Origin of the sequence: Bradyrhizobium sp. IC3123 (assembly GCF_020193625.1) — a bacterium.
Classification (GTDB): Bacteria; Pseudomonadota; Alphaproteobacteria; order Rhizobiales; family Xanthobacteraceae; genus Bradyrhizobium; species Bradyrhizobium yuanmingense.
This window is the reverse complement of the sequence record NZ_JADYVF010000003.1, coordinates 26,496-45,172: the sequence shown is the minus strand read 5'-3', so window position 1 is coordinate 45,172 and position 18,677 is coordinate 26,496. Positions and strand designations below refer to the sequence as shown.

Sequence of the window (18,677 nt, the reverse complement as noted above, 5' to 3'; positions counted from 1 at the left end):
ATCGCATGAGCATCGGCACAAAAAGATCTGATCAGGCCGTTGCCGAAGCACAGGCAGCGGTACTCTCCGTCTCCAGCCTCACCACCTCCTTCATGCTCGAGCGGCAATGGATTCCCGTCGTTCGCAAGGTCTCGTTCGACATCGCAGCCCGCGAAACCGTCGCGATCGTCGGCGAGTCCGGTTCGGGCAAGAGCGTCACCGCGCTGTCGATCATGCGGCTCATTCCGAGCGAGATCGGCCGGGTCGAGGGCCGCGTCATGCTGGCGGGGCGCGATCTGCTCGCGCTGCCCGAGGCTGATATGAAGGATATCCGCGGCAATGACGTCGCCATGATCTTCCAGGAGCCGATGACGAGCCTCAATCCGGTGCTCACCATCGGCTTCCAGATCGCGGAGGCGCTGATCCAGCATCGCGGCCTGTCGCGCGCGGCGGCGGAGGCGGAGACCGTCCGCCTGCTCGATCGCGTCCGCATCCCTGCGGCGGCGTCGCGCTTCCACGAGCACCCGCATCGCTTCTCCGGCGGCATGCGCCAGCGCGTGATGATCGCGATGGCGCTGGCCTGCAAGCCGAAGCTTCTGATCGCGGACGAGCCGACCACCGCGCTCGACGTCACCATCCAGGCCCAGATCCTGGAACTGCTCAAAGAACTTCAGCAGGAGGAGGGCATGTCGATCCTCTTCATCACCCACGACATGGGCGTGGTCGCCGAGATCGCGGACCGCACCGTGGTGATGTATGGCGGGCAGGCGGTGGAGACGGACGCCACCGCGCGCATTTTTGCCGCGCCCGCGCATCCCTATACGCGCGCGCTGCTCGCGGCCGTGCCGCGGCTCGGCTCGATGGACGGGCGGATGCGGCCGATGCGGTTTCCGATCGTCGACAAGGTGACGGGCACGTCGGACGAGCCGGCCGAGACGCCCGATACGGTCTCGCCCGCCGAGCGGCCTCTGCTGGAAGTCTCAAACCTCACGACGCGCTTTCCGATCCGCTCGGGCCTGTTCGGCAAGGTCTCGGGCCGCGTCCATGCGGTCGAGAACGTCTCCTTCACCTTGCGCGCCGGCGAGACACTGGCGCTGGTCGGCGAATCCGGCTGCGGCAAGTCGACCACCGGACGCTCCATCCTGAAGCTGACGCAGCCGGACAGCGGTACGGTCCTGATCGATGGCCAGGATGTGCTGGCCATGAACGGCCGGGCTTTGCGCGATGTCCGCAAGCACATGCAGATCGTGTTTCAGGATCCGTTCGCGAGCCTCAATCCGCGCATGTCGGTGGGAACGGCGATCGCTGCGCCTTTGCTTGCCAACGGACTCGCGACGGGGTCGCAGGCGCGCGACAAGGTCGCCGACCTGCTCGTCCGTGTTGGTCTTTCCGCCGACATGGCGGCGCGCTTCCCGCACGAATTCTCCGGCGGCCAGCGCCAGCGCATCTGCATCGCGCGCGCGCTCGCACTCGGCCCGAAACTGATCGTCGCGGACGAAGCAGTCTCCGCGCTCGACGTCTCGGTCAAGGCGCAGGTCGTCAATTTGATGCTCGACCTCCAGGCCAGCATGGGTCTCGCCTATCTCTTCATTTCCCACGACATCGCCGTGGTCGAGCGCATGAGCCACCGCGTCGCCGTGATGTTTCTCGGCGAGATCGTCGAGATCGGCCCGCGCGCGTCGGTGTTCGGCAACCCCCAGCACCCCTACACCAAAAAGCTGATGGCCGCCGTGCCGGTGCCCGATCCGTCGCGCCGCGGCACGCAGCGACCAGCCTCCAACGACGAGATCAGAAGCCCGGTCCGCGCGCCGGATTATCAGCCGCCGGTGCGGCACTATCGCGAAGTGTCGCCCGGCCACGTCGTGCAGGTCTGGGGCGAGGAGTGGTCGGGCTGAGGCTGCGAGCTTCACGAAACCATGCGCGTATCTTTGATTTCGGCCAGACGCGGGCAGCGTGCTGACCAACCGCGCGTTGCAGATCCAGCATGTTCGCCGTCCGTTATCGCGAAATGAGATGCGTCCTTCGGAAATTGTGACCGAATAGAGCGACAGGGAGGACCGTGTGTGAACCGCTTCATACGCGCTCGCTCTCTTTCTGAATTACCACTCTCGCAACGAAAATTGCCGCACCCGGATCATTTGAAACACGGGTGAGATGCAATGCCTGCGCAGCCACATGCTCGCAGCTTTGGATTGGTTCCGTCTCGCTCACGAGCAAAACCAGTCCCATCACTCAGCGAAGATTCTTCAGAAATTGGAATGAAAGGGCATCGCGCAACTCACGCAGCTTCTGTTCGGGGTCGGCCGGTAGGCTGCTACTTACTCAGAAGGAGCTCCTATGAAGATAAGCAGCGCAATTTCCAACGCCTTCTCCGCAACAAGGCGGGTCGGCAATCTTCGGATCCCCCGTTCCAGTTTGATCAAATCGGCCCATCTTCTTGAAAGAATCGGACTGGCCGCGGTTGGGGCCTCTGGCGGCCTCTATGTTGGTGCGACCGTGTTACGTCAAAAGGCCGGACTGTTTGAAAGCGGCTGGATCGTCCTGATAACGATACTCTACGGAGCTCTTGGCTATTACATGGGGATTGATTTGTCGGGCAATGCCCCCGCGCAGAGGTCGACATCGAGCATCTCGGAAGAGTGGAACGGTTCCGAGCCGATAGAGATCATGAGTGCGGCCGGCACGTTCGGCGCGGCAATCGCTGCAACTCTGTCCGTCAGCATCCTTGTCCTTGATCAGAATCTGCCAAACGGCCTGATCGGCTTTGTTGCCGGCTGCTGGGTAATTGGTTCTTCGCTGCAGGTTGCGGCGGGCACGATGGCTCGCAGCTACGAAGCGCCGATCAGCGAGCAATGAAGGAGCTGCTGTCGCGGAAAACGTCCGTTCGGCACAAGCCGCAGTGTTGGTTCGGTTTCGGTTCGAAATGACCGCCACGACTCATCGCAACCTCCGCCGCCCAATGCTGCGTGCCGACGATGTTTGGTAGCAAAGCCGTTCGCATCGAGCAGCGTCACCACTTGAAAGTGATATCGGCAATGAGAAACCTAAGTTGTCGCGCAACAAACAAGACGTGCCATCATGGTGGTGTTGGTATATTGTCCCCGCGCGCCTTGGTCCAAAACTTCTGCTAACCGCTAACCACACGATCGGTGGAGCCAATGCAGATTGCGGAGTGGCTCGAGAAGCTGGGGCTTGCGCAATACGCGGAGCGCTTTGCCCAAAATGGAATCGACATAGGCGTCCTTCCCGAACTGATGGAAGAGGACTTCGATAAGCTCGGAGTCCTGCTCGGCCATCGCCGCAAGATGCTGCGTGCTATCGCTGACCTCGATCCGGCCGCGTTGATCGCATCTCCCGCTCCTCCTCAGGACGCCGAGCGGCGTCATCTCACGGTCATGTTTTGCGATCTGGTCGGCTCGACTGCGCTCTCGGCGCGTCTCGATCCCGAGGATATGTGGGAGGTGATCCGGGCCTATCGCGCTGCCTGCGCGAGCGTGATTGCTGCTTATGATGGCAGGATAGCCAGATTCGTCGGCGATGGAATACTCGTCTATTTCGGCTATCCGCGCGCCCACGAAGATGATGCCGAGCGCGCGGTGCGCGCCGGCCTCGACATGATCTCCGCGATACGCCAGCTCAAGACAGGGACCGACGAACGAGCTGAACTGCGGATCGCAATTGCGACCGGACTTGTGGTGGTCGGCGACCTCATCAGCGGAGATGCGTCGGAGGAGCACGCAACCATCGGCGACACACCAAACCTCGCCGCCCGGCTCCAGAGTCTGGCGGAGCCGGGGGTCGTCGTCGTTGCTTCATCGACGCGCCGGCTGCTTGGCGATCTGTTCTCCCTGCGCAATCTCGGCCGTCGGGAGGTCAAGGGAATGGCAGACCCCATCGCGGTCTGGGCGGTGGAAGGCGCGACTGCATCCGAGAGTCGCTTCGAGGCAGTTCGTGCCGCGCGCTCGATCGGTTTTGTCGGCCGCAAGAACGAGATCGAGTTCATCCTCTCGCGCCAGCGGGAGGCATGGCAGGGGCGGGGCCAGTTCGTATTGATTTCCGGCGAAGCGGGCATCGGCAAGTCCCGTATTGTGGCAACGCTGTCGGAAAGCCCCTCGTTGGGGTTGCACCGTCGCGTGCGATATCAGTGTTCGCCTTACCACACCAATAGTGCGCTTCATCCCTTCGTCGCGCAGCTCGAGCGCGCCGCCGGAATTCGCTCGCACGACACGGCGGATCAAAAACTCGACAAGCTCGAGGCAATGCTCGCAATAGGAACCCAGCAGGTCGCCCGGGCAACACCGCTCATTGCGGCTCTGCTTTCGATTCCCACCGGCGACCATTGCCCGCCCCTCGGCTTGAGCCCGGCGCAGCAGCGGCGGCAGACTTTTGCCGCCCTTCTCGATCAGCTTGAGGGACTGGCGCGAGGCCAGCCGCTGCTGATCATCTGCGAGGATATGCATTGGGCCGACGCCACGACACTTGAACTGTTCGATCTCGCGGTCGATCGGATCAGGGGACTGCCGATACTTGTGCTCTTGACGTCCCGGCCGGAGTTCGAGCCCTCCTGGTCGGGCCTCGCCAACGTCAGTCTGTTGCGGCTCGACCGGCTCGATCGGCAGGACACGCGCGCGCTCGTCGAGCAGATTGTCGTCGGTCGCCAGCTGCCACGCGAGATGATGGAGCAGATCATCGACAAGACCGATGGCATTCCGCTATTCGTCGAGGAATTGACCAAGATGGTGCTGGAGTCCGGGCTGCTCGTTGAGGATGCCGGGCGCTACCGCCTGAATAATCCGCTGCCGCCGCTTGCTATCCCTGCGACGCTGCAGGATTCGCTGATGGCGCGGCTTGATCGGCTCGCTCCGGTCAAGGAGGTGGCCCAGATAGGAGCCGCCATTGGCCGCGACTTCTCGTACGCGCTGCTGAAAACCGTGGCGGGACGGGACGATCTGACGCTGGGCGCGGCGCTGGGACAACTTGAAGAGGCCGAACTGCTGCTGCGTCGTGGGACACCGCCCGAAGCAAATTACAGTTTCAAGCATGCCCTTGTTCAAGAAGCGGCCTACGAGAGCCTGCTCAAGAGCAAACGGCAGGTGCTTCACACACGGATTGGCGATGTCCTGCGCGACAAGTTTCCAATCGTCGCCGAGACCGAGCCGGAAGTTCTCGCGCACCACTTCACCGAGGCGGGGCTGAGCGAGATCGCCCTCGAATGGTGGCGCAAGGCGGGCCAGCAGGCGTTGAAACGCTCGGCCTATTCCGAGGCGATCGCGCATCTCGGCAAGGCCATCGCGATCGCCGATCAATTGCCTGGCGAGCCCCACCGGATGATGAGCAGGCTGCATCTTCAAATCGCATATGGCCGTGCCTTGCGGGGCAGCCTCGGCCACAGCGCTCCGGAAACGGTCGCCGCATGGACGCGCGCGCGACAATTCGCAGCCGGTATCGATGATCCCGTTGAACTTGCGCCGGTCCATTCCGGCCTCTTCAATGCCTGCCTGACCCATGGCGAACTTGCTCCGATGCGGGAGCTGGCGGATGCCATCAGGAGCGCCGCTGAGCGACGGCCGGACTCGCCGGTGGCCGCCGTCGTGGCCCATTGGACTGGGGGCGTGACCTGCTGGTTCGCCGGCGAGTATTTGAACGCGCGTACGCATCTTGAGCGGGCGCTGGCGATCTATCGGGCCGAACCGGATCCCGCGACCTTCAGGGCTTCGGCGCTGGATCTCCCGTTCGTGATCATGCGATTTCTCGCTTTGGTGCTCTGGCCGCTTGGCGACATCGCTCGTGCGCGCAAGCTCGCCGCGGAAGCGGTGGGTACTCCGGGAGAAAAACGGGCGCTGTCCCAGGCCAATGCGCTGGTTCATCGCGCGGTGTTCGACGGAGTATGCGGGGGCATGTTGCAGCAGACAGAGACGATCCTGGCGCTCGGTCTCGCGCGCGACCACACGATGCCGCTGTACGTGGCCGCCGGCACCTACCTGAACGGCCTCGCCAAGTGGCGTGCGGGAGACCGAATGACCGGACTGGCGGACATGCGTCACGGCTGGACCTTCCTGCACGAGAACGATTGCTACCTCTGCGAACCGTTCTGGGGGATGCATGTCGCCCTGGCGATTGCAGATTTAGGCGACGTCGAGACCGGGCTGGAAATCCTGGACGAATTGATCGCCGGGACGGGACAATCCGGCCAGCATTGGCTTGATGCCGAGCTGCATCGTGTCCGCGGTAAACTCTTATCGCGCCATAATCCTTCGGACGAATCCAGTGCCGAAGACGCCCTCAAGCGGGCGCTGGACATCGCACAACATCAGCAGACCAAGACCTTTGAGCTGCGCAGCGCTCTTGAACTTGCACGCCTGTACAAGACAAATGGCCGAGCGCGTACGCTATCCAAAGTGCTTGCGCCCGTGGTCGCTCAATTCGAGGCGGAGCATGGTCTTCCCGAATTCGCGGAAGCGAAAGAGCTGCTTAGGAATGGGCGTTAGCCGCGCCGCCATTCGATCAGTACAAGCGCCGCGCCGACTTCAAGCCAGAATAGGTCGGCATCTTGTTCTCGATTCCCGAGCCGTAGTTCTCCGGTTTTGACACGTCTTAACCTGCTGTGGTGAAAGCTAGATATGCTTCTCGTGGTTGCGAGGGGGAGTCTGCTGCGGCGGCGAATCCTGATTTCGGCAAGCAGCTGTTGTCGGATTGCTCATTGTCTCAAGGCGCAGGCTTCATGCCAACACCTGGGCCATGCGGTGATAGGCTTGCCTTCGCAAGGGCAGGCGGAGCGACCAAAGCCCATTTGGAGATCCAGTCGTGGTTCGCCTGCATGTCGAACGTTTCATTCGCAGCCGGATCGCTCGGCGGTCCCTGGCGCTCGGGATCATCGCTCTCAGCGGATGGGCCCTGTTGCCGTATGTGACCTACCGAATCGCCCCCTCCGCCTATGTCAATGCCGAGCTCATGCGGGTGACTGCGCCGATGGCGGGTCAGCTCTCGTCAGATCTTCCACGCAAGGGCGAATATTTCGAGCACACCCGGATGGTGCCGCTGGTCGAGGCGCGTTCGCCGGATCGCCGGCACCTCATGGACCTTGATCAGCAGCTGGCCATGTCCACCAAACGCGCCGAGCTCGCACGCCGGCAACTCGAGGAAATCGCCGAGCTCGATCGCAAGCTCCGCGAGCGAAGCGAGGACTATCGTTCGGGGATGGTAGCGCGCCTGCGCCACGAGATAGGTGAAACGGAAGTTGAAAAAGGCGGCTGTCTCGCTGAGGCGCGGCAGCGGAACGATGTCGCGGGCCGGATGGAGAGGCTCGTGAAGCTCGGCATCAGTTCGCAGATCCGCTCCGGTGAGGCCCAGGCCTCGCAGGAGGCAACCGCAACGCGGTGCCAGATGGCCGATGAACGCCTGCGGCGCCTCAAGACGGAATTGGGGGCGGCCGACAAGGGCATTTATCTTCGTGGCGATGCCAACGACGTGCCCTATTCTCAGCAGCAGCGCGAGCGGCTTGTCCTCCGCCGCCAGGAGCTCGAGACAGACCTGTTGCAGAACAGCTCACGTGCCGCGCAGTTGGCCGCGGAAATTGCAGAGGAACGTACTCGACTTGATCGTCTCGATCACTACGATCTGTCCTTGCCCGCAGCCCATGTGGTTTGGTCGGTCGCGGCCAGCCCGGGCTCGATGGTCACGGAAGGGCAGTCGGTCTTCGATTTCGCAGATTGCAAACGCCGGTTTATCGTCGTTGAACTACCCGAGCGCGATTTCGAGAAGATCAAGGCTGGAGATGCGGCTACCGTCCGTCTGATTGGGAGTCGCGAATGGAAGAGCGGCCAGATCCGGCAGGTCCGCGGATCGGCCGCGTACGGCGATGATCGGCTGCTTGCGGCTCGGGTGCCGCGGCCTGATCCGGGCAACATTACCATTGAGATATCGCTTCCGCCCAATGAGACGTCGGCCGACCGCAACGGCTCCTGCGATATCGGACGATTGGCTGAGGTGCGCTTCGAGCGCAGAGCCGACGGCCTGCTACGATTGGTCAGCTCGAAGTTGAAATGGCTGACCGCTCGCCTGGAACTCGACCAATCGCTCCTGTGAGCGAGATGTTCCATGCAAGCCATGACTCTGCCTCTCTCTCAGCTGTTCGCGCCGATGCTGGGCATCTTTGCTGCGATGTATCTGTTGGCGCCGACCTTTCCGGTCGCGCGCCCTTGGGCGCGTCTTGCGGTCTTTGTTGTGGTTTGGCTTGTGGTGGCCCACTATCTCGAATGGCGTATTTTCACCACAGTGCTGCCGGCAAGCGGGACCTGGTATCAGGTCGGCTGGATCTGGTTCTGTCTGTTCGTCGAGCTTCTGACTTTCACAGATCAGTTCATTCTCTATCTGACGTTCCTTCGCAGGACCGATCGCCGAAGCGAAGCAGATCAGCACGAGCGTCGGCTTCGCAGCCTGCCGGATGATGAGCTGCCCTCGGTCGACGTCTTTATTCCGACCTACGACGAGCCATTCGAGGTGCTGGAAAAGACGATCACCGGCGCGCTGTGCCTGGACTATCCGAACGTCCAGGTGTGGGTCTTGGATGATGGTCGCAGGCCTTGGCTCAGGGCACTCTGCACGCAAAAGGGCGCCGGCTATCTCACGCGCGCCGACAATTTGAATGCCAAGGCCGGCAATATCAATCATGCCCTGACCAAGACGAGCGGCGAGCTCTTCGCGATCTTTGATGCGGATTTCGTGCCGCAGCGCAATTTCCTGATGCGCACGATGGGCTTCTTCGCTGATCCAAAGGTCGGAATCGTTCAGATCCCGCACGCCTTCTACAATGAGGACCCGATGCAGGCGAATCTCGGCCTGCACAGGGGACTGCCGGACGAGCAACGGTTCTTCTTCGATTCCATCATGCCCGCGCGCGACGGCTGGGATGGTGCCTTTTGTTGTGGGTCCAACTCCGTTACGCGTCGCGCAGCACTCCGCGCGGTAGGCGATGCCTTGCCGACCCAGTCCATTACGGAAGACATCCTGCTGACGCTCGTCCTGCTGCGCAAGGGATACGTCACCCGCTATCTCTGCGAACCGCTGGCGATTGGACTGGCGCCGGAAAGCCTTGATGCCTTTTTCGTGCAGCGGCAACGCTGGGCGCGTGGCGCGATTCAGACGCTGTACCTCGCCGCCGGTCCGCTCGGCCCCGGACTGGGCTTGATGCATCGGCTCCTCTTCTTTCCGACGCATTGGCTCTCATTGGGCTTGCGGGCGCTCATGGTCGTGGTGGTTCCGATCGTGTTCATGTGGACCGGCTTGGCGCCTGTCGTCGATGTCACCCCCGAATCGGTGTTCTACTACTTGTTCCCCGCGATCCTGGCGCTCAACGGCGGCATCTCCTGGTTCGCGCCGCACGTGCATTTTCCGCTCGCCGCTCAGGTGTCGGCGACGATCCAGAGCTTCAAGATATTGCCGACGGTGCTGGGGACTCTCGTCAAGCCGGCGGGACATGCGTTCAGGGTGACGCCGAAGGGCGCTGCCGCGCGGCGCGCAAGTTACGCTGCGGAGATATTCTGGCCGTCGGCGGTCTTGATGGCGTTGACGGTTGTCGGTGTGGTTCTGAACACGATCCCGGAATGGCGCATCATCGATCATCCGGCCGCTCTACCGATGGTCGCCTTCTGGTCGGTCGTGAACATCGTCGTGCTTTTCTTCGTCTGCATGACCTCGCTGCAGGCGCGGATGGGACGTACCGAGGAGCGTTTCGACATCGACGAAACTATCTTGATCCAGACCGCGACCGGCGAGCAGCTTTCTGGACGCGTGAGCAACATCTCCCTCTCTGGCGCCGGCGTTCTGCTTGGCTCCGGTATTGACTGTCCTCGCGCCGGAGAACCGCTGCGCGTGCACATCATGCAGGTCGGATGGGTCGATGCGGTGATTGCGCAACAAAGGGGCCGGCTCATCGGGGTGCAGTTCAAATTGCCGCAGTCGCTTGAACGAGACCTGCTGATCCGCAAGCTCTTTACCGTCGCCCGTCTGAAGCGGAAAGGTGTCGTCGCGTGCTCGGTGAATAGGGCGATGCTTAAGAACATCTGGTTGATGGCCGCACCGTTGCCCCACATTGTTGCAGGCGGCGCGAAGCCCGCGTCGGTCTCGCCGACCGAGCGTCTGCCGGCAGAGAGCATGGTCATTCGGCCTCAACCGCGGACAGACGATTTTGCACTTCTTGCCGGAGCTCGAAGCCTGCATCCGACGAGTTTTACTGAACCTGGCTTTGGCCGAGTGGCCGGCACAGTAATCGAAGCCGTCGCGCCGAGTTGATTGCTGTGTTGTCCTTCTCGCCGGACCAGTCCATGCGCTATCGATCGACGGTCAAGCCGCTCATCGATGCCGTCAATCTCCTTCCGGTGTTCTCCCAAAAAATCACAAGCGGAACGAGCAACCATCCTTTAGCCCAAGGCGTTTACGGGGTTGAGGGTGCAGGGAGCATCTCTTGATCGATCACCGCAGCGATCTTCGGAAGGGGCGTCTGACGCTCTGGGCCTCCGCATTCGTGGCGGTCGCTTGCTTGGCGATTGTCGCGCTCAGCGGCTGGCGGGAGTGGTCCCAGCGACAGACGCTGCTGAAGGGCTCCGAAACAGACGTGGCCAATCTGGCCCGGTCGGTGACGCAACACGCGGACGATACGTTCGAACTCGCGGACACCGTTCTCAATGTGGTGGTCGGCCAACTCGAACTCGAGGGGACCAGCCCGACGGCGATCGCGAAGATTCAGACCTTTCTTTCCCGGCGCAAAGCCGCGAACCGGATTCGAGCTGTGTTCGTCTATGACGAGACCGGCCGCTGGCTCGCAACCAGCGAGCCCGTGGATTTCGCCGGCCTCAACAACAGCGACCGCGAGTATTTCCAGCATCATCGCGCCGTGGCTGAGCGAGGAACCTTCATTGGGGGTCCAGTGAGGAGCAGATCGGGGGGGCAATGGATCATCACTGCGTCAAGGCGCTTCGATCATCCTGACGGCAGTTTTGCCGGAGTGGCTCTTACCACGATCGATGTCGACTATTTTTTGCAATTCTATCGCGGATTCGACGTTGGCCAGAACGGCTCAATTGCACTGGCGACCGCGAAGGGCGTTGTCCTCGCGCGTAGCCCGGACAACGGATATACGGGTCGCGATCTGTCGAATGCACCGCTTTTTAGGAATTTCCGCGAGCGGCCAAGTGCGGACGTCTACTACTTCACGTCGCCTCTCGACGGCGTTCGGCGTCTGAGCTTTTATCAACTCAGCAGTCGCTACCCTGTTGTCGTGGTTGCGACGGAATCGGAAGACGACGTCTTGGCCCCCTGGCGCAAAGCGGCGCTGACGCGCGTGGTTGCGGTGCTGGGACTGATAGGAGGGCTCGCTGTTGCGGGGGTTTGGCTGGTGCGCCAGTTGCACATGCGGCAGAAGATGGCCGCTGCTCTGATCGCCAAGGAGGCGGATTTTCGTCTCCTCGCGGAGCAGTCGGGAGACATGGTCATGCGTATAGCGGTCGATGGACGGATTCTCTATACGTCGCCGTCCAGCGCGCGAGTCCTCGGCTGGGCTCCGAACGAATTGGTGGATACGTCGGCCCTCGCCGGCATAAATCCGGCGGATCTGGCGCGGGTTGAGGAGACGATCTCCGCGTTGATGAACGGCGAAGCCGAGGAGGCGAGAATCACTTATCGCACTCGGCATCGCGAGAAAGGCGAGGTCTGGATCGAAACCGCGCTGCGCGTCGCCAGGAGTGCGCAGAGTGGAGACATCAACGGCGTGGTGGCGATCTCGCGCGACATGACCGAACGTAAGGACCTGGAAGATAAGCTGGCGGCTCTCGCCAGTTCGGATGGCCTGACGGACTTGGCAAACCGCAGACACTTCGACGAGCGGCTAGAGGCGGAATGGGACCGAGCCAGGCGCGAAGGAAGGCCTCTGTCACTGTTGCTGATGGATGTCGATCATTTCAAGAGTTTCAATGATCAGTACGGGCATCAGGCGGGCGATGCATGTCTCCGCTCGGTCGCCGGGGTCCTGGCAGAACAGGCGCGGCGGCCAGCAGACTTGGCCGCTCGGTATGGTGGTGAGGAATTCGCCTTGCTGCTACCAAATACGGACACGGGAGGGTGCGAGCAGGTCGGCGAGCGAATCCGGCAAGCGATTCAAGACCTCGGCATCCTGCACGCGCTCAACCCGCCATCCAAGCAGGTCACCCTCAGTATTGGTGGCGCCACACATATGTCGTTCGGCGATAATGCTGATTTCACGTCGTTGATAGCGGCCGCGGATAAGGCGCTCTACGCCGCCAAGGAGAGCGGGCGCAACCGCCTTGTGATGTCAGGGCAAATCATCGCGTGGCCCAGCGCGATACGAGCTTGAAGAGTAGCTCTCGTGCGCCCCGGCGTGCGCCTCACGAATTCACGTGCACGAAATCCCGCAGCAGCGGATAGATCTCGTTGTTCCAGCGCTTGCCGGAGAACACGCCGTAATGGCCGACGCCGGCCTGCATGTGGTGGACGCGGCGATAGGCGCGTACGCCGGTGCAGAGGTCCTGGGCGGCCAGCGTCTGGCCGATCGAGCAGATGTCGTCCTTCTCGCCCTCGACCGTCATCAGCCCCATGCGGCTGACCGCCCTGGTGTTCACGGGACGGCCGCGATGCATCAGCTTGCCTTGCGGCAGGAGATGCTCCTGGAACACGTCGCGCACGGTCTCGATGTAGAATTCGGCCGGCAGATCCATCACGGCGAAATATTCGTCGTAGAAGGTCTTGATGGTCGCGGCCTTCTCCTTCTCGCCCTTGGCGATGTGGTTGGCGAGGTCGAGATGCTGCTTGATGTGGCGCTCGAGATTCATCGAGACGAAGGCGGTGAGCTGCACGAAGCCGGGATAGACCTTGCGCAGAGCGCCGCGGCACTGCACCGGCACGTAGTTGATCAGATTGCGCTCGAACCATTCGATCGGCTTGCTCTTGGCGAATTCGTTGACCCTGGTCGGCTGGATCCGCGTGTCGATCGGGCCGGCCATCAGTGTCAGCGTCGCCGGGCGCGAGGGATGGTTGTCCTCGCACATGATCGCGGCGGCCGCGAGCGCGGAGACGGACGGTTGGCAGATCGCCACCATGTGCGGGCGCGGCCCGAGCTGCCCGAGGAAGTCGATGAGGTGCTCGGTGTAGTCGTCGAGCCCGAAGCGGCCCTCGCTGCGCGGGATGTCGCGCGGATTGTGCCAGTCGGTGATGTAGACGTCGTGGTCCTGCAGCAGCGTCTTCACGGTGCCGCGCAGGAGCGTGGCGAAGTGTCCGGACATCGGCGCAACCAGCAGCATGCGCGGCTGCTCGGCCACGCCGTGTTTCCTGAAGTGCAGCAGCGAGCCGAACGGCGTCGCGTAGGCGATCTCCTCGCTGACCGCGACCTCGCGGTTGCCCACCATGACGCTGTCGATGCCGTAGGCGGGACGGTCATAGGTGAGGGTGGAGCGCGAGATCAGCTCCAGCGCGGCCGAAAGCCGGCCGACCACTTGGTCCGATGAGCCCTGAGGCACCAGATTGAGGAATTTGAGTGCGGACGAAGCCCCCGCGCGCCATGGCGCCGTCAGGTCCATGTGGTTCTGAAAAGCCTGATAATACATCGACATCATACTGAAGCGCCCACTTGCCTCCTGTCGTGATGCAATATCGAAGCCAGACGGGAGCCGGACCGCCCGGAAAATTGGCATGTCGCTTGCTGCGCCCCGTCGGGTAGGCACAGATCACGGGCACGCACGCGCGGCGGTGCGTTGCCCAGGCGTGAGGGAAGGGCTCTATGGCGAAGGCGACACTGACCATCAGCAGCAAGAACTACTCGTCCTGGTCGCTGCGTGGCTGGCTGCTGACGAAATTCTCCGGGCTCGATTTCGAGGAGATCGTCACCGCGCCGGACGATCCGTCGGCGCGTGCGGAGATCCTGCTGCTGTCGTCCTCGATCCTGGTGCCGTGCCTGCGGCACGAGAGCGCCGTGGTCTGGGACACGCTGGCGATTGCCGAATATCTCAACGAGGTCATGCCGGACGCCGGCCTGTTGCCGGCCGACCGCATCCAGCGCGCCCATTGCCGCTCGATCTCGGGCGAAATCCATTCCGGCTTCACCACGCTGCGCGCCTCGCTGCCGGTCAACCTGAAGGGGCACTTTCCCGGCTTCAAGATCTGGTCGCGGGCGCAGGCCGATATCGACCGGGTCTGGTTCATCTGGCGCGACTGCCTGGAGAAATCGGGCGGTCCCTTCCTGTTTGGCGAGAAGCGCACCATGGCGGATGCGATGTACGCTCCCGTCGTAACGCGCTTCGTGACCTATGACGTCAAGCTCGCACCGCCGCTCAAGGCCTATGCCGACACCATCATGGCCATGCCCGAGATGCAGGAATGGGTCGCGGCGGCGAAGGAGGAGCCGGCCGAGATCGAGGAGCTCGAGGTCGAGTATTAGGCAGGCGTTGCACGGCCTGCCTGTTTCGAGGGCGGCGGCCGTCCGCTGCGGACCGCAGCGCTATGCCTTTGCAACAATTAACCTTTGGACCCGGTGACAGGCGCCTGCGATCCGGCCGGCTGCGCAGATATTGTGCGCCCCTGCCGGACCGCAGCGAGATCTAGCCGTGAACAGGTGCGTACAAGGCGCTTCGGCTGATTCGGACGTGATTCGTTCGGGCCGCGTTCCGAAGGTTAAAGCGCAGCGCGGCCCCGTCGCATTTTGAAACAGACACCGCCTTCAGGCGGCCCCGCGCTGCTTCAGGCGCGGCAGGCGCCAGCCGATCACGGTTGCTTCCACCGCAATCCCGGCCTCGTGGTTTTGCCAGCGTCCTTCGACATAGCGGCAGGCGAACGGCAGTTGATACGTCCCGCTGTGATCCTCGCACAGCACTTCAAGTGGCAGGCCCGGCGGTGGTTCTCCGGCGCCGTCGAATTCCGCCAAACGTCTATCGCGCGTTGCCATTCCGAAAATCTCCCCTAAACAAAGCCGCGGAGAGCGCCCACTTCTCCCGCATGCGGTTCACTGCTCCCCGTCCCAGGGGAACGGGCCCAAGCTCAACGCGAGAATGCGGTGCGAGTGTGGTAGCCTCACGCTGCAGCGCGCAAACAGCGCACATTGATGTGATCGACTGGCCGAGGAACTTTCATGCTGCTTCGAAACGCCGGAATTTGTTTCGCAATGTTGCTGCTCGCCACGCTGGCGCCTCTGCCGGTGCTCGCGCAGGACGTGCCCGGCATCGAGATCTGCACGGTCGAGAAAACCATGGAGCGCCGCACCAGCTGCCTCCAGAGCAATGTCGACTTCCTGCAGAAGACGATCACCAAGCTCAGCCTCGACCATCAGCAAAAGCTGGATGTTGCCAATCGCCAGATCGATGCGCTGAAGACAGCCATCGCCGGCCTGCAGAAGACGCTTCTCGATCTCCAGGCCGCGCAGGCGAAGACCCCTGAGGATCTGAAGAAGAAGCAGGACGCGCCGCCGGCGAAGGATGCTGCGAAATAGGCGCGTCGATCACGCGACGCGATATCGCTCCATCACGCCACGATCGGGCTCGTAGCCGAGCCCGGGACCCGCCGGCACCGCGACATGGCCGCTTGCATCGACATCGGCGCGGCCGCCCCAGAGGCAGGCTTCGCGCTTTAAATAGAACATCTCGACCAGCCCGTCGTCGCGCGTCGCGAGCAGATGCAGCGTCGCCAGCAGGCCCGGGCCAAAGTAAGGCGAGTGCGGCACGATCCTGATGCCGAGCCGATCGGCCAAGCCTGCGACCTTCAGGAATTCCGTGATGCCGCCGACCTTGATGACTGACGGCTGGGCGTGGCTGACCGCGCCCGCTTCCATCATCTGGCGGAATTGATATTCGGTGCAGGCATTCTCGCCGGCGGCAATTCCGAGCCCGCTCTTGCTGCGCACCTCGGCAAGCGTGGCGAAGTCTTCCGGCGGCCAGACCGGCTCTTCCAGGAACATCGGCTGCGCGTCGCGGCATGTCGCCGCGAACGCGATCGCCTGGTCCCCGGTCAGCGGGCAGTTCATGTCGACCATCAGTGGAATCCTCGGACCGATCGCTTCGCGCGCGGCAAGCACCGCAGGCGTCGTGGTCTCGTGCAGCTTGATCGCGCCATAGCCGAGCGCGAGCGCCTTCCTGCATTCGGCGGCGATGTTGTCGGGCGAGCCGATCCGGAGCAGGCTCGCGTAAGCCGGGATCGCCGTGCGCCTGATCTCGCCCAGCAGGCGGTGCAGCGGCACGCCCGCGACCTTCGCGGCGAGGTCCCACAATGCGATATCGAGCCCGGAGATCGCGAACATGGTGATGCCGTAGCGGCCGAACAGATGCAAATTGCGCTGGATCTGCTCCATCACGGCGGGGATGCCGGCGGCATCGGGCACCTCCAGCCCGCGGGCCTGCGGTGCGATCATCTCCTCGACCGCGCTGCGCGTCGTGCGCGGGCAGACATAGGCGAAAGCATCGCCCCAGCCGGTCAGCCCGGCATCGGTCGTGACCTCGACGAGGACCATGTCGAGTGCGGTGATGGCGGACGCGCCCTGGCGGAAGCTCGCGACACCGGCATCATAGGGGATGCGGATATGGTGCGCCCGCACATCGGTGATTTCCATGACCCGGTTCCTCTTTCTCGTGAGCGGTTTCGGCGAGTGTAGCCACGAACACCGGGGCGTTGCCAGCTTCCATTGACCGGCTATCCTCATGCAAACGACAGCAATGCCGATCAAGCAAAGTGATGCCGACCGGCGCATCATCACCGCGCTTCGAACGAGAGCCTGAACCGCCATGAATCCAGCCCAGCGCGCGCTCTGGTATATCGAGAGCCATCTGGCCGAGCCGATGACGCTCGACGAGATCGCTGCGATCTCGGGCGTGTCGCGGTTCCACATTGTGCGTGCGTTTGCCGCAGCCGTCGGTCTGCCGGTGATGCGCTACGTGCGCGCGCGGCGGCTGACGGAGGCGGCGCGCAGTCTGGCAAAGGGCGCACCTGACATCCTGTCGCTGGCACTGGAGGCGGATTACGGCTCGCACGAAGCTTTCACCCGCGCGTTCCGCGACCAATTCGGCACCACGCCCGAAGCGGTGAGGGCGGCAGCGTGCGTCAACCAGCTCAGGCTACAGGAGCCGATCCTCATGGATTCCACCATGCTCGACCATCTTGCCCCACCGCGTTTCGAGACCGCAAGGGCCTTCCTCGTCGCCGGTTGCGCCGAGCGCATCTCCTGCGACAACGGTGCCATGATCCCTGGTCTGTGGCAGCGCTTCAATCAGGAGGTCGCCGACATCCCCGCGCGGGTCGGTCACGTCGCCTACGGCGTCTGCTGCAACGGCGATGATGCCGGCAATTTCGACTACATTGCCGGCGTCGAGGTCGCCGATTTCTCCGACCTGCCGCGCCGCTTCGGTTGCATCCGCATTCCGGAGCAGCGCTATGCGGTGTTCACGCACAAGGATCACGTCGCCTCGATCCGGCGCACCGTCAACACGATCTGGAATCAATGGCTGCCGGCGTCCGGCCTGAAAGCCGCGGATGCGCCGAACTTCGAGCGCTATGACGAAAAATTCGATCCCGCGACCGGCCATGGCGGCTTCGAAATCTGGATACCGGTGCGAGAGTAACACGCAACGCTGGCATACCGTCCCGCTTGCTTGGCAAGCCCCGGCGACTTTGCCATAACCGCAGGCAAATCTTGCCTGCGGGGGCCCGAGCCGGACATCCCGTGCAAGCCATAACAAGCCGCCGGGAGGGTCTCCAATGTCCAGCGTCCGCGTTCTCGCCACCGACCTCGAATTTCCCGAAGGGCCGGTCGTGATGCCGGACGGCTCGGTGGTGCTGGTGGAGATCCGCGGCCAGCGCCTGACGCGCGTCTATCCCGACGGCCGCAAGGAGATCGTGGCGAAGATTCCCGGCGGCCCGAATGGCGCCGCGCTCGGACCCGACGGCAAGATCTACGTCTGCAACAATGGCGGCTTCTCCTGGATTCCGGCCGGCAAGATGATCATGCCGGGTCCGCAGCCGGACGATTATCTCGGCGGCGCGATCCAGCGCGTCGATCTGCAATCCGGCAAGGTCGAGACCGTCGTGACCAAATGTGGCGCGCACGATCTGCGCGGGCCGAACGACCTCGTCTTCGACAAGCACGGCGGCCTCTGGTTCTCCGACCTCGGCAAGCGGCGCGCGCGCGAGATGGATGTCGGCGGCATGTATTACCTCAAGCCCGGCATGAGCGAGATCGTCGAAATCGTGCATGGCGTATTGCCGGCGAACGGCATCGGCCTGTCGCCGGACGAGAATACGGTCTACATCGCGGAGACGCCGACCGGGCGGCTTTGGGCCTATGAGCTCTCGGCGCCGGGCACGCTCAAGCCGCGCGATCCGATCTATCGCGGCGAGCGCGGCCAGCCGATCTGCGGCCTTGGCGGCTACCAGATGTTCGACTCGCTCGCGGTGGAAGCGAACGGCAATGTCTGTGTCGCCACGCTCGTCTCCGGCTGCATCTCGGTGATCGCGCCCGACGGCACCCTGGTGGAACAGGTTCCGACCGGCGACCGCGTCACCACCAACATCGCCTTCGGCGGCCCCGAGCTGAAGACCGCCTACATCACGCTGTCGGGCAAGGGCGAGCTGATCGCCATGGACTGGCCGCGCGCCGGATTGCCGTTGAATTTTCTGAACAAGTGACAATCGCGTAAAACGCGATTGTCATCCCG

At 63.0% G+C, this 18,677-nt stretch carries 13 protein-coding genes; 10 read left to right on the top strand and 3 right to left on the bottom strand.

Going from position 1 to position 18,677, the window contains the following annotated elements:
* Nucleotides 1-5: 5 nt before the first annotated feature.
* The 6 genes from I6F20_RS10300 to I6F20_RS10275 all read left to right on the top strand — a co-directional run bounded on the left by I6F20_RS10300 (nucleotide 6) and on the right by I6F20_RS10275 (nucleotide 12,346).
* Nucleotides 6-1,874 carry an ABC transporter ATP-binding protein gene (locus I6F20_RS10300; protein WP_225126058.1) on the top strand — a complete coding sequence of 623 codons (1,869 nt, stop codon included), beginning with the start codon at nucleotides 6-8 and terminating at the stop codon, nucleotides 1,872-1,874.
* 442 nt (nucleotides 1,875-2,316) lie between these two features.
* Complete coding sequence (locus I6F20_RS10295; protein ID WP_225126056.1) at nucleotides 2,317-2,835, top strand: hypothetical protein; 519 nt, start codon at nucleotides 2,317-2,319, stop codon at nucleotides 2,833-2,835.
* Nucleotides 2,836-3,137: 302 nt separating this feature from the next.
* Entirely contained in the window at nucleotides 3,138-6,467 is a 3,330-nt protein-coding gene (locus I6F20_RS10290) for an adenylate/guanylate cyclase domain-containing protein (protein WP_225126054.1), read from the top strand.
* Between the two features lie 316 nt (nucleotides 6,468-6,783).
* Nucleotides 6,784-8,064 (top strand): HlyD family secretion protein, encoded by a 1,281-nt coding sequence (locus I6F20_RS10285; protein WP_225112145.1) that lies wholly within the window; start codon nucleotides 6,784-6,786, stop codon nucleotides 8,062-8,064.
* Between the two features lie 12 nt (nucleotides 8,065-8,076).
* Nucleotides 8,077-10,269: a glycosyltransferase gene (locus tag I6F20_RS10280; protein WP_225126052.1), complete on the top strand. Its 2,193-nt coding sequence runs from the start codon at nucleotides 8,077-8,079 to the stop codon at nucleotides 10,267-10,269.
* A gap of 172 nt (nucleotides 10,270-10,441) precedes the next feature.
* Complete coding sequence (locus I6F20_RS10275; RefSeq protein WP_225126050.1) at nucleotides 10,442-12,346, top strand: diguanylate cyclase domain-containing protein; 1,905 nt, start codon at nucleotides 10,442-10,444, stop codon at nucleotides 12,344-12,346.
* A gap of 31 nt (nucleotides 12,347-12,377) precedes the next feature.
* Here the strand turns inward: I6F20_RS10275 and I6F20_RS10270 are convergent, their stop codons facing one another.
* Nucleotides 12,378-13,601, bottom strand: a complete 1,224-nt coding sequence (locus I6F20_RS10270) for a polyhydroxyalkanoate depolymerase (protein ID WP_085969180.1) — start codon at nucleotides 13,599-13,601, stop codon at nucleotides 12,378-12,380.
* A gap of 164 nt (nucleotides 13,602-13,765) precedes the next feature.
* On the opposite strand from I6F20_RS10270, the gene I6F20_RS10265 reads away from it, so the two are divergent.
* Entirely contained in the window at nucleotides 13,766-14,422 is a 657-nt protein-coding gene (locus tag I6F20_RS10265) for a glutathione S-transferase family protein (protein WP_036013147.1), read from the top strand.
* A 279-nt stretch (nucleotides 14,423-14,701) separates the two neighbouring features.
* Here I6F20_RS10265 and I6F20_RS10260 read toward each other — a convergent pair whose 3' ends face one another.
* Nucleotides 14,702-14,926 (bottom strand): hypothetical protein, encoded by a 225-nt coding sequence (locus I6F20_RS10260; RefSeq protein WP_036028537.1) that lies wholly within the window; start codon nucleotides 14,924-14,926, stop codon nucleotides 14,702-14,704.
* A gap of 183 nt (nucleotides 14,927-15,109) precedes the next feature.
* Between I6F20_RS10260 and I6F20_RS10255 the strand changes: the two genes are divergently transcribed.
* Nucleotides 15,110-15,466, top strand: coding sequence for a hypothetical protein (locus I6F20_RS10255; protein ID WP_225126047.1), 357 nt, complete (start codon nucleotides 15,110-15,112; stop codon nucleotides 15,464-15,466).
* 9 nt (nucleotides 15,467-15,475) lie between these two features.
* Here I6F20_RS10255 and I6F20_RS10250 read toward each other — a convergent pair whose 3' ends face one another.
* Complete coding sequence (locus I6F20_RS10250) at nucleotides 15,476-16,579, bottom strand: mandelate racemase/muconate lactonizing enzyme family protein (protein ID WP_036028533.1); 1,104 nt, start codon at nucleotides 16,577-16,579, stop codon at nucleotides 15,476-15,478.
* A gap of 172 nt (nucleotides 16,580-16,751) precedes the next feature.
* Between I6F20_RS10250 and I6F20_RS10245 the strand changes: the two genes are divergently transcribed.
* A complete protein-coding gene (locus I6F20_RS10245; RefSeq protein ID WP_225126045.1) occupies nucleotides 16,752-17,585 on the top strand; it encodes an AraC family transcriptional regulator in 834 nt (277 codons plus the stop codon).
* 136 nt (nucleotides 17,586-17,721) lie between these two features.
* Nucleotides 17,722-18,648 (top strand): SMP-30/gluconolactonase/LRE family protein, encoded by a 927-nt coding sequence (locus I6F20_RS10240; protein ID WP_225126043.1) that lies wholly within the window; start codon nucleotides 17,722-17,724, stop codon nucleotides 18,646-18,648.
* The last annotated feature ends 29 nt before the right edge of the window (nucleotides 18,649-18,677 follow it).

Bases quoted from the DNA above. Each gene is read 5' to 3' on its own strand.
- I6F20_RS10300 (WP_225126058.1), top strand. From the start codon at position 6: ATGAGCATCGGCACAAAAAGATCTGATCAGGCCGTTGCCGAAGCACAG.
- I6F20_RS10295 (WP_225126056.1), top strand. From the start codon at position 2,317: ATGAAGATAAGCAGCGCAATTTCCAACGCCTTCTCCGCAACAAGGCGG.
- I6F20_RS10290 (WP_225126054.1), top strand. From the start codon at position 3,138: ATGCAGATTGCGGAGTGGCTCGAGAAGCTGGGGCTTGCGCAATACGCG.
- I6F20_RS10280 (WP_225126052.1), top strand. From the start codon at position 8,077: ATGCAAGCCATGACTCTGCCTCTCTCTCAGCTGTTCGCGCCGATGCTG.
- I6F20_RS10270 (WP_085969180.1), bottom strand. From the start codon at position 13,601: ATGATGTCGATGTATTATCAGGCTTTTCAGAACCACATGGACCTGACG.
- I6F20_RS10265 (WP_036013147.1), top strand. From the start codon at position 13,766: ATGGCGAAGGCGACACTGACCATCAGCAGCAAGAACTACTCGTCCTGG.
- I6F20_RS10260 (WP_036028537.1), bottom strand. From the start codon at position 14,926: ATGGCAACGCGCGATAGACGTTTGGCGGAATTCGACGGCGCCGGAGAA.
- I6F20_RS10255 (WP_225126047.1), top strand. From the start codon at position 15,110: ATGCTGCTTCGAAACGCCGGAATTTGTTTCGCAATGTTGCTGCTCGCC.
- I6F20_RS10250 (WP_036028533.1), bottom strand. From the start codon at position 16,579: ATGGAAATCACCGATGTGCGGGCGCACCATATCCGCATCCCCTATGAT.
- I6F20_RS10245 (WP_225126045.1), top strand. From the start codon at position 16,752: ATGAATCCAGCCCAGCGCGCGCTCTGGTATATCGAGAGCCATCTGGCC.
- I6F20_RS10240 (WP_225126043.1), top strand. From the start codon at position 17,722: ATGTCCAGCGTCCGCGTTCTCGCCACCGACCTCGAATTTCCCGAAGGG.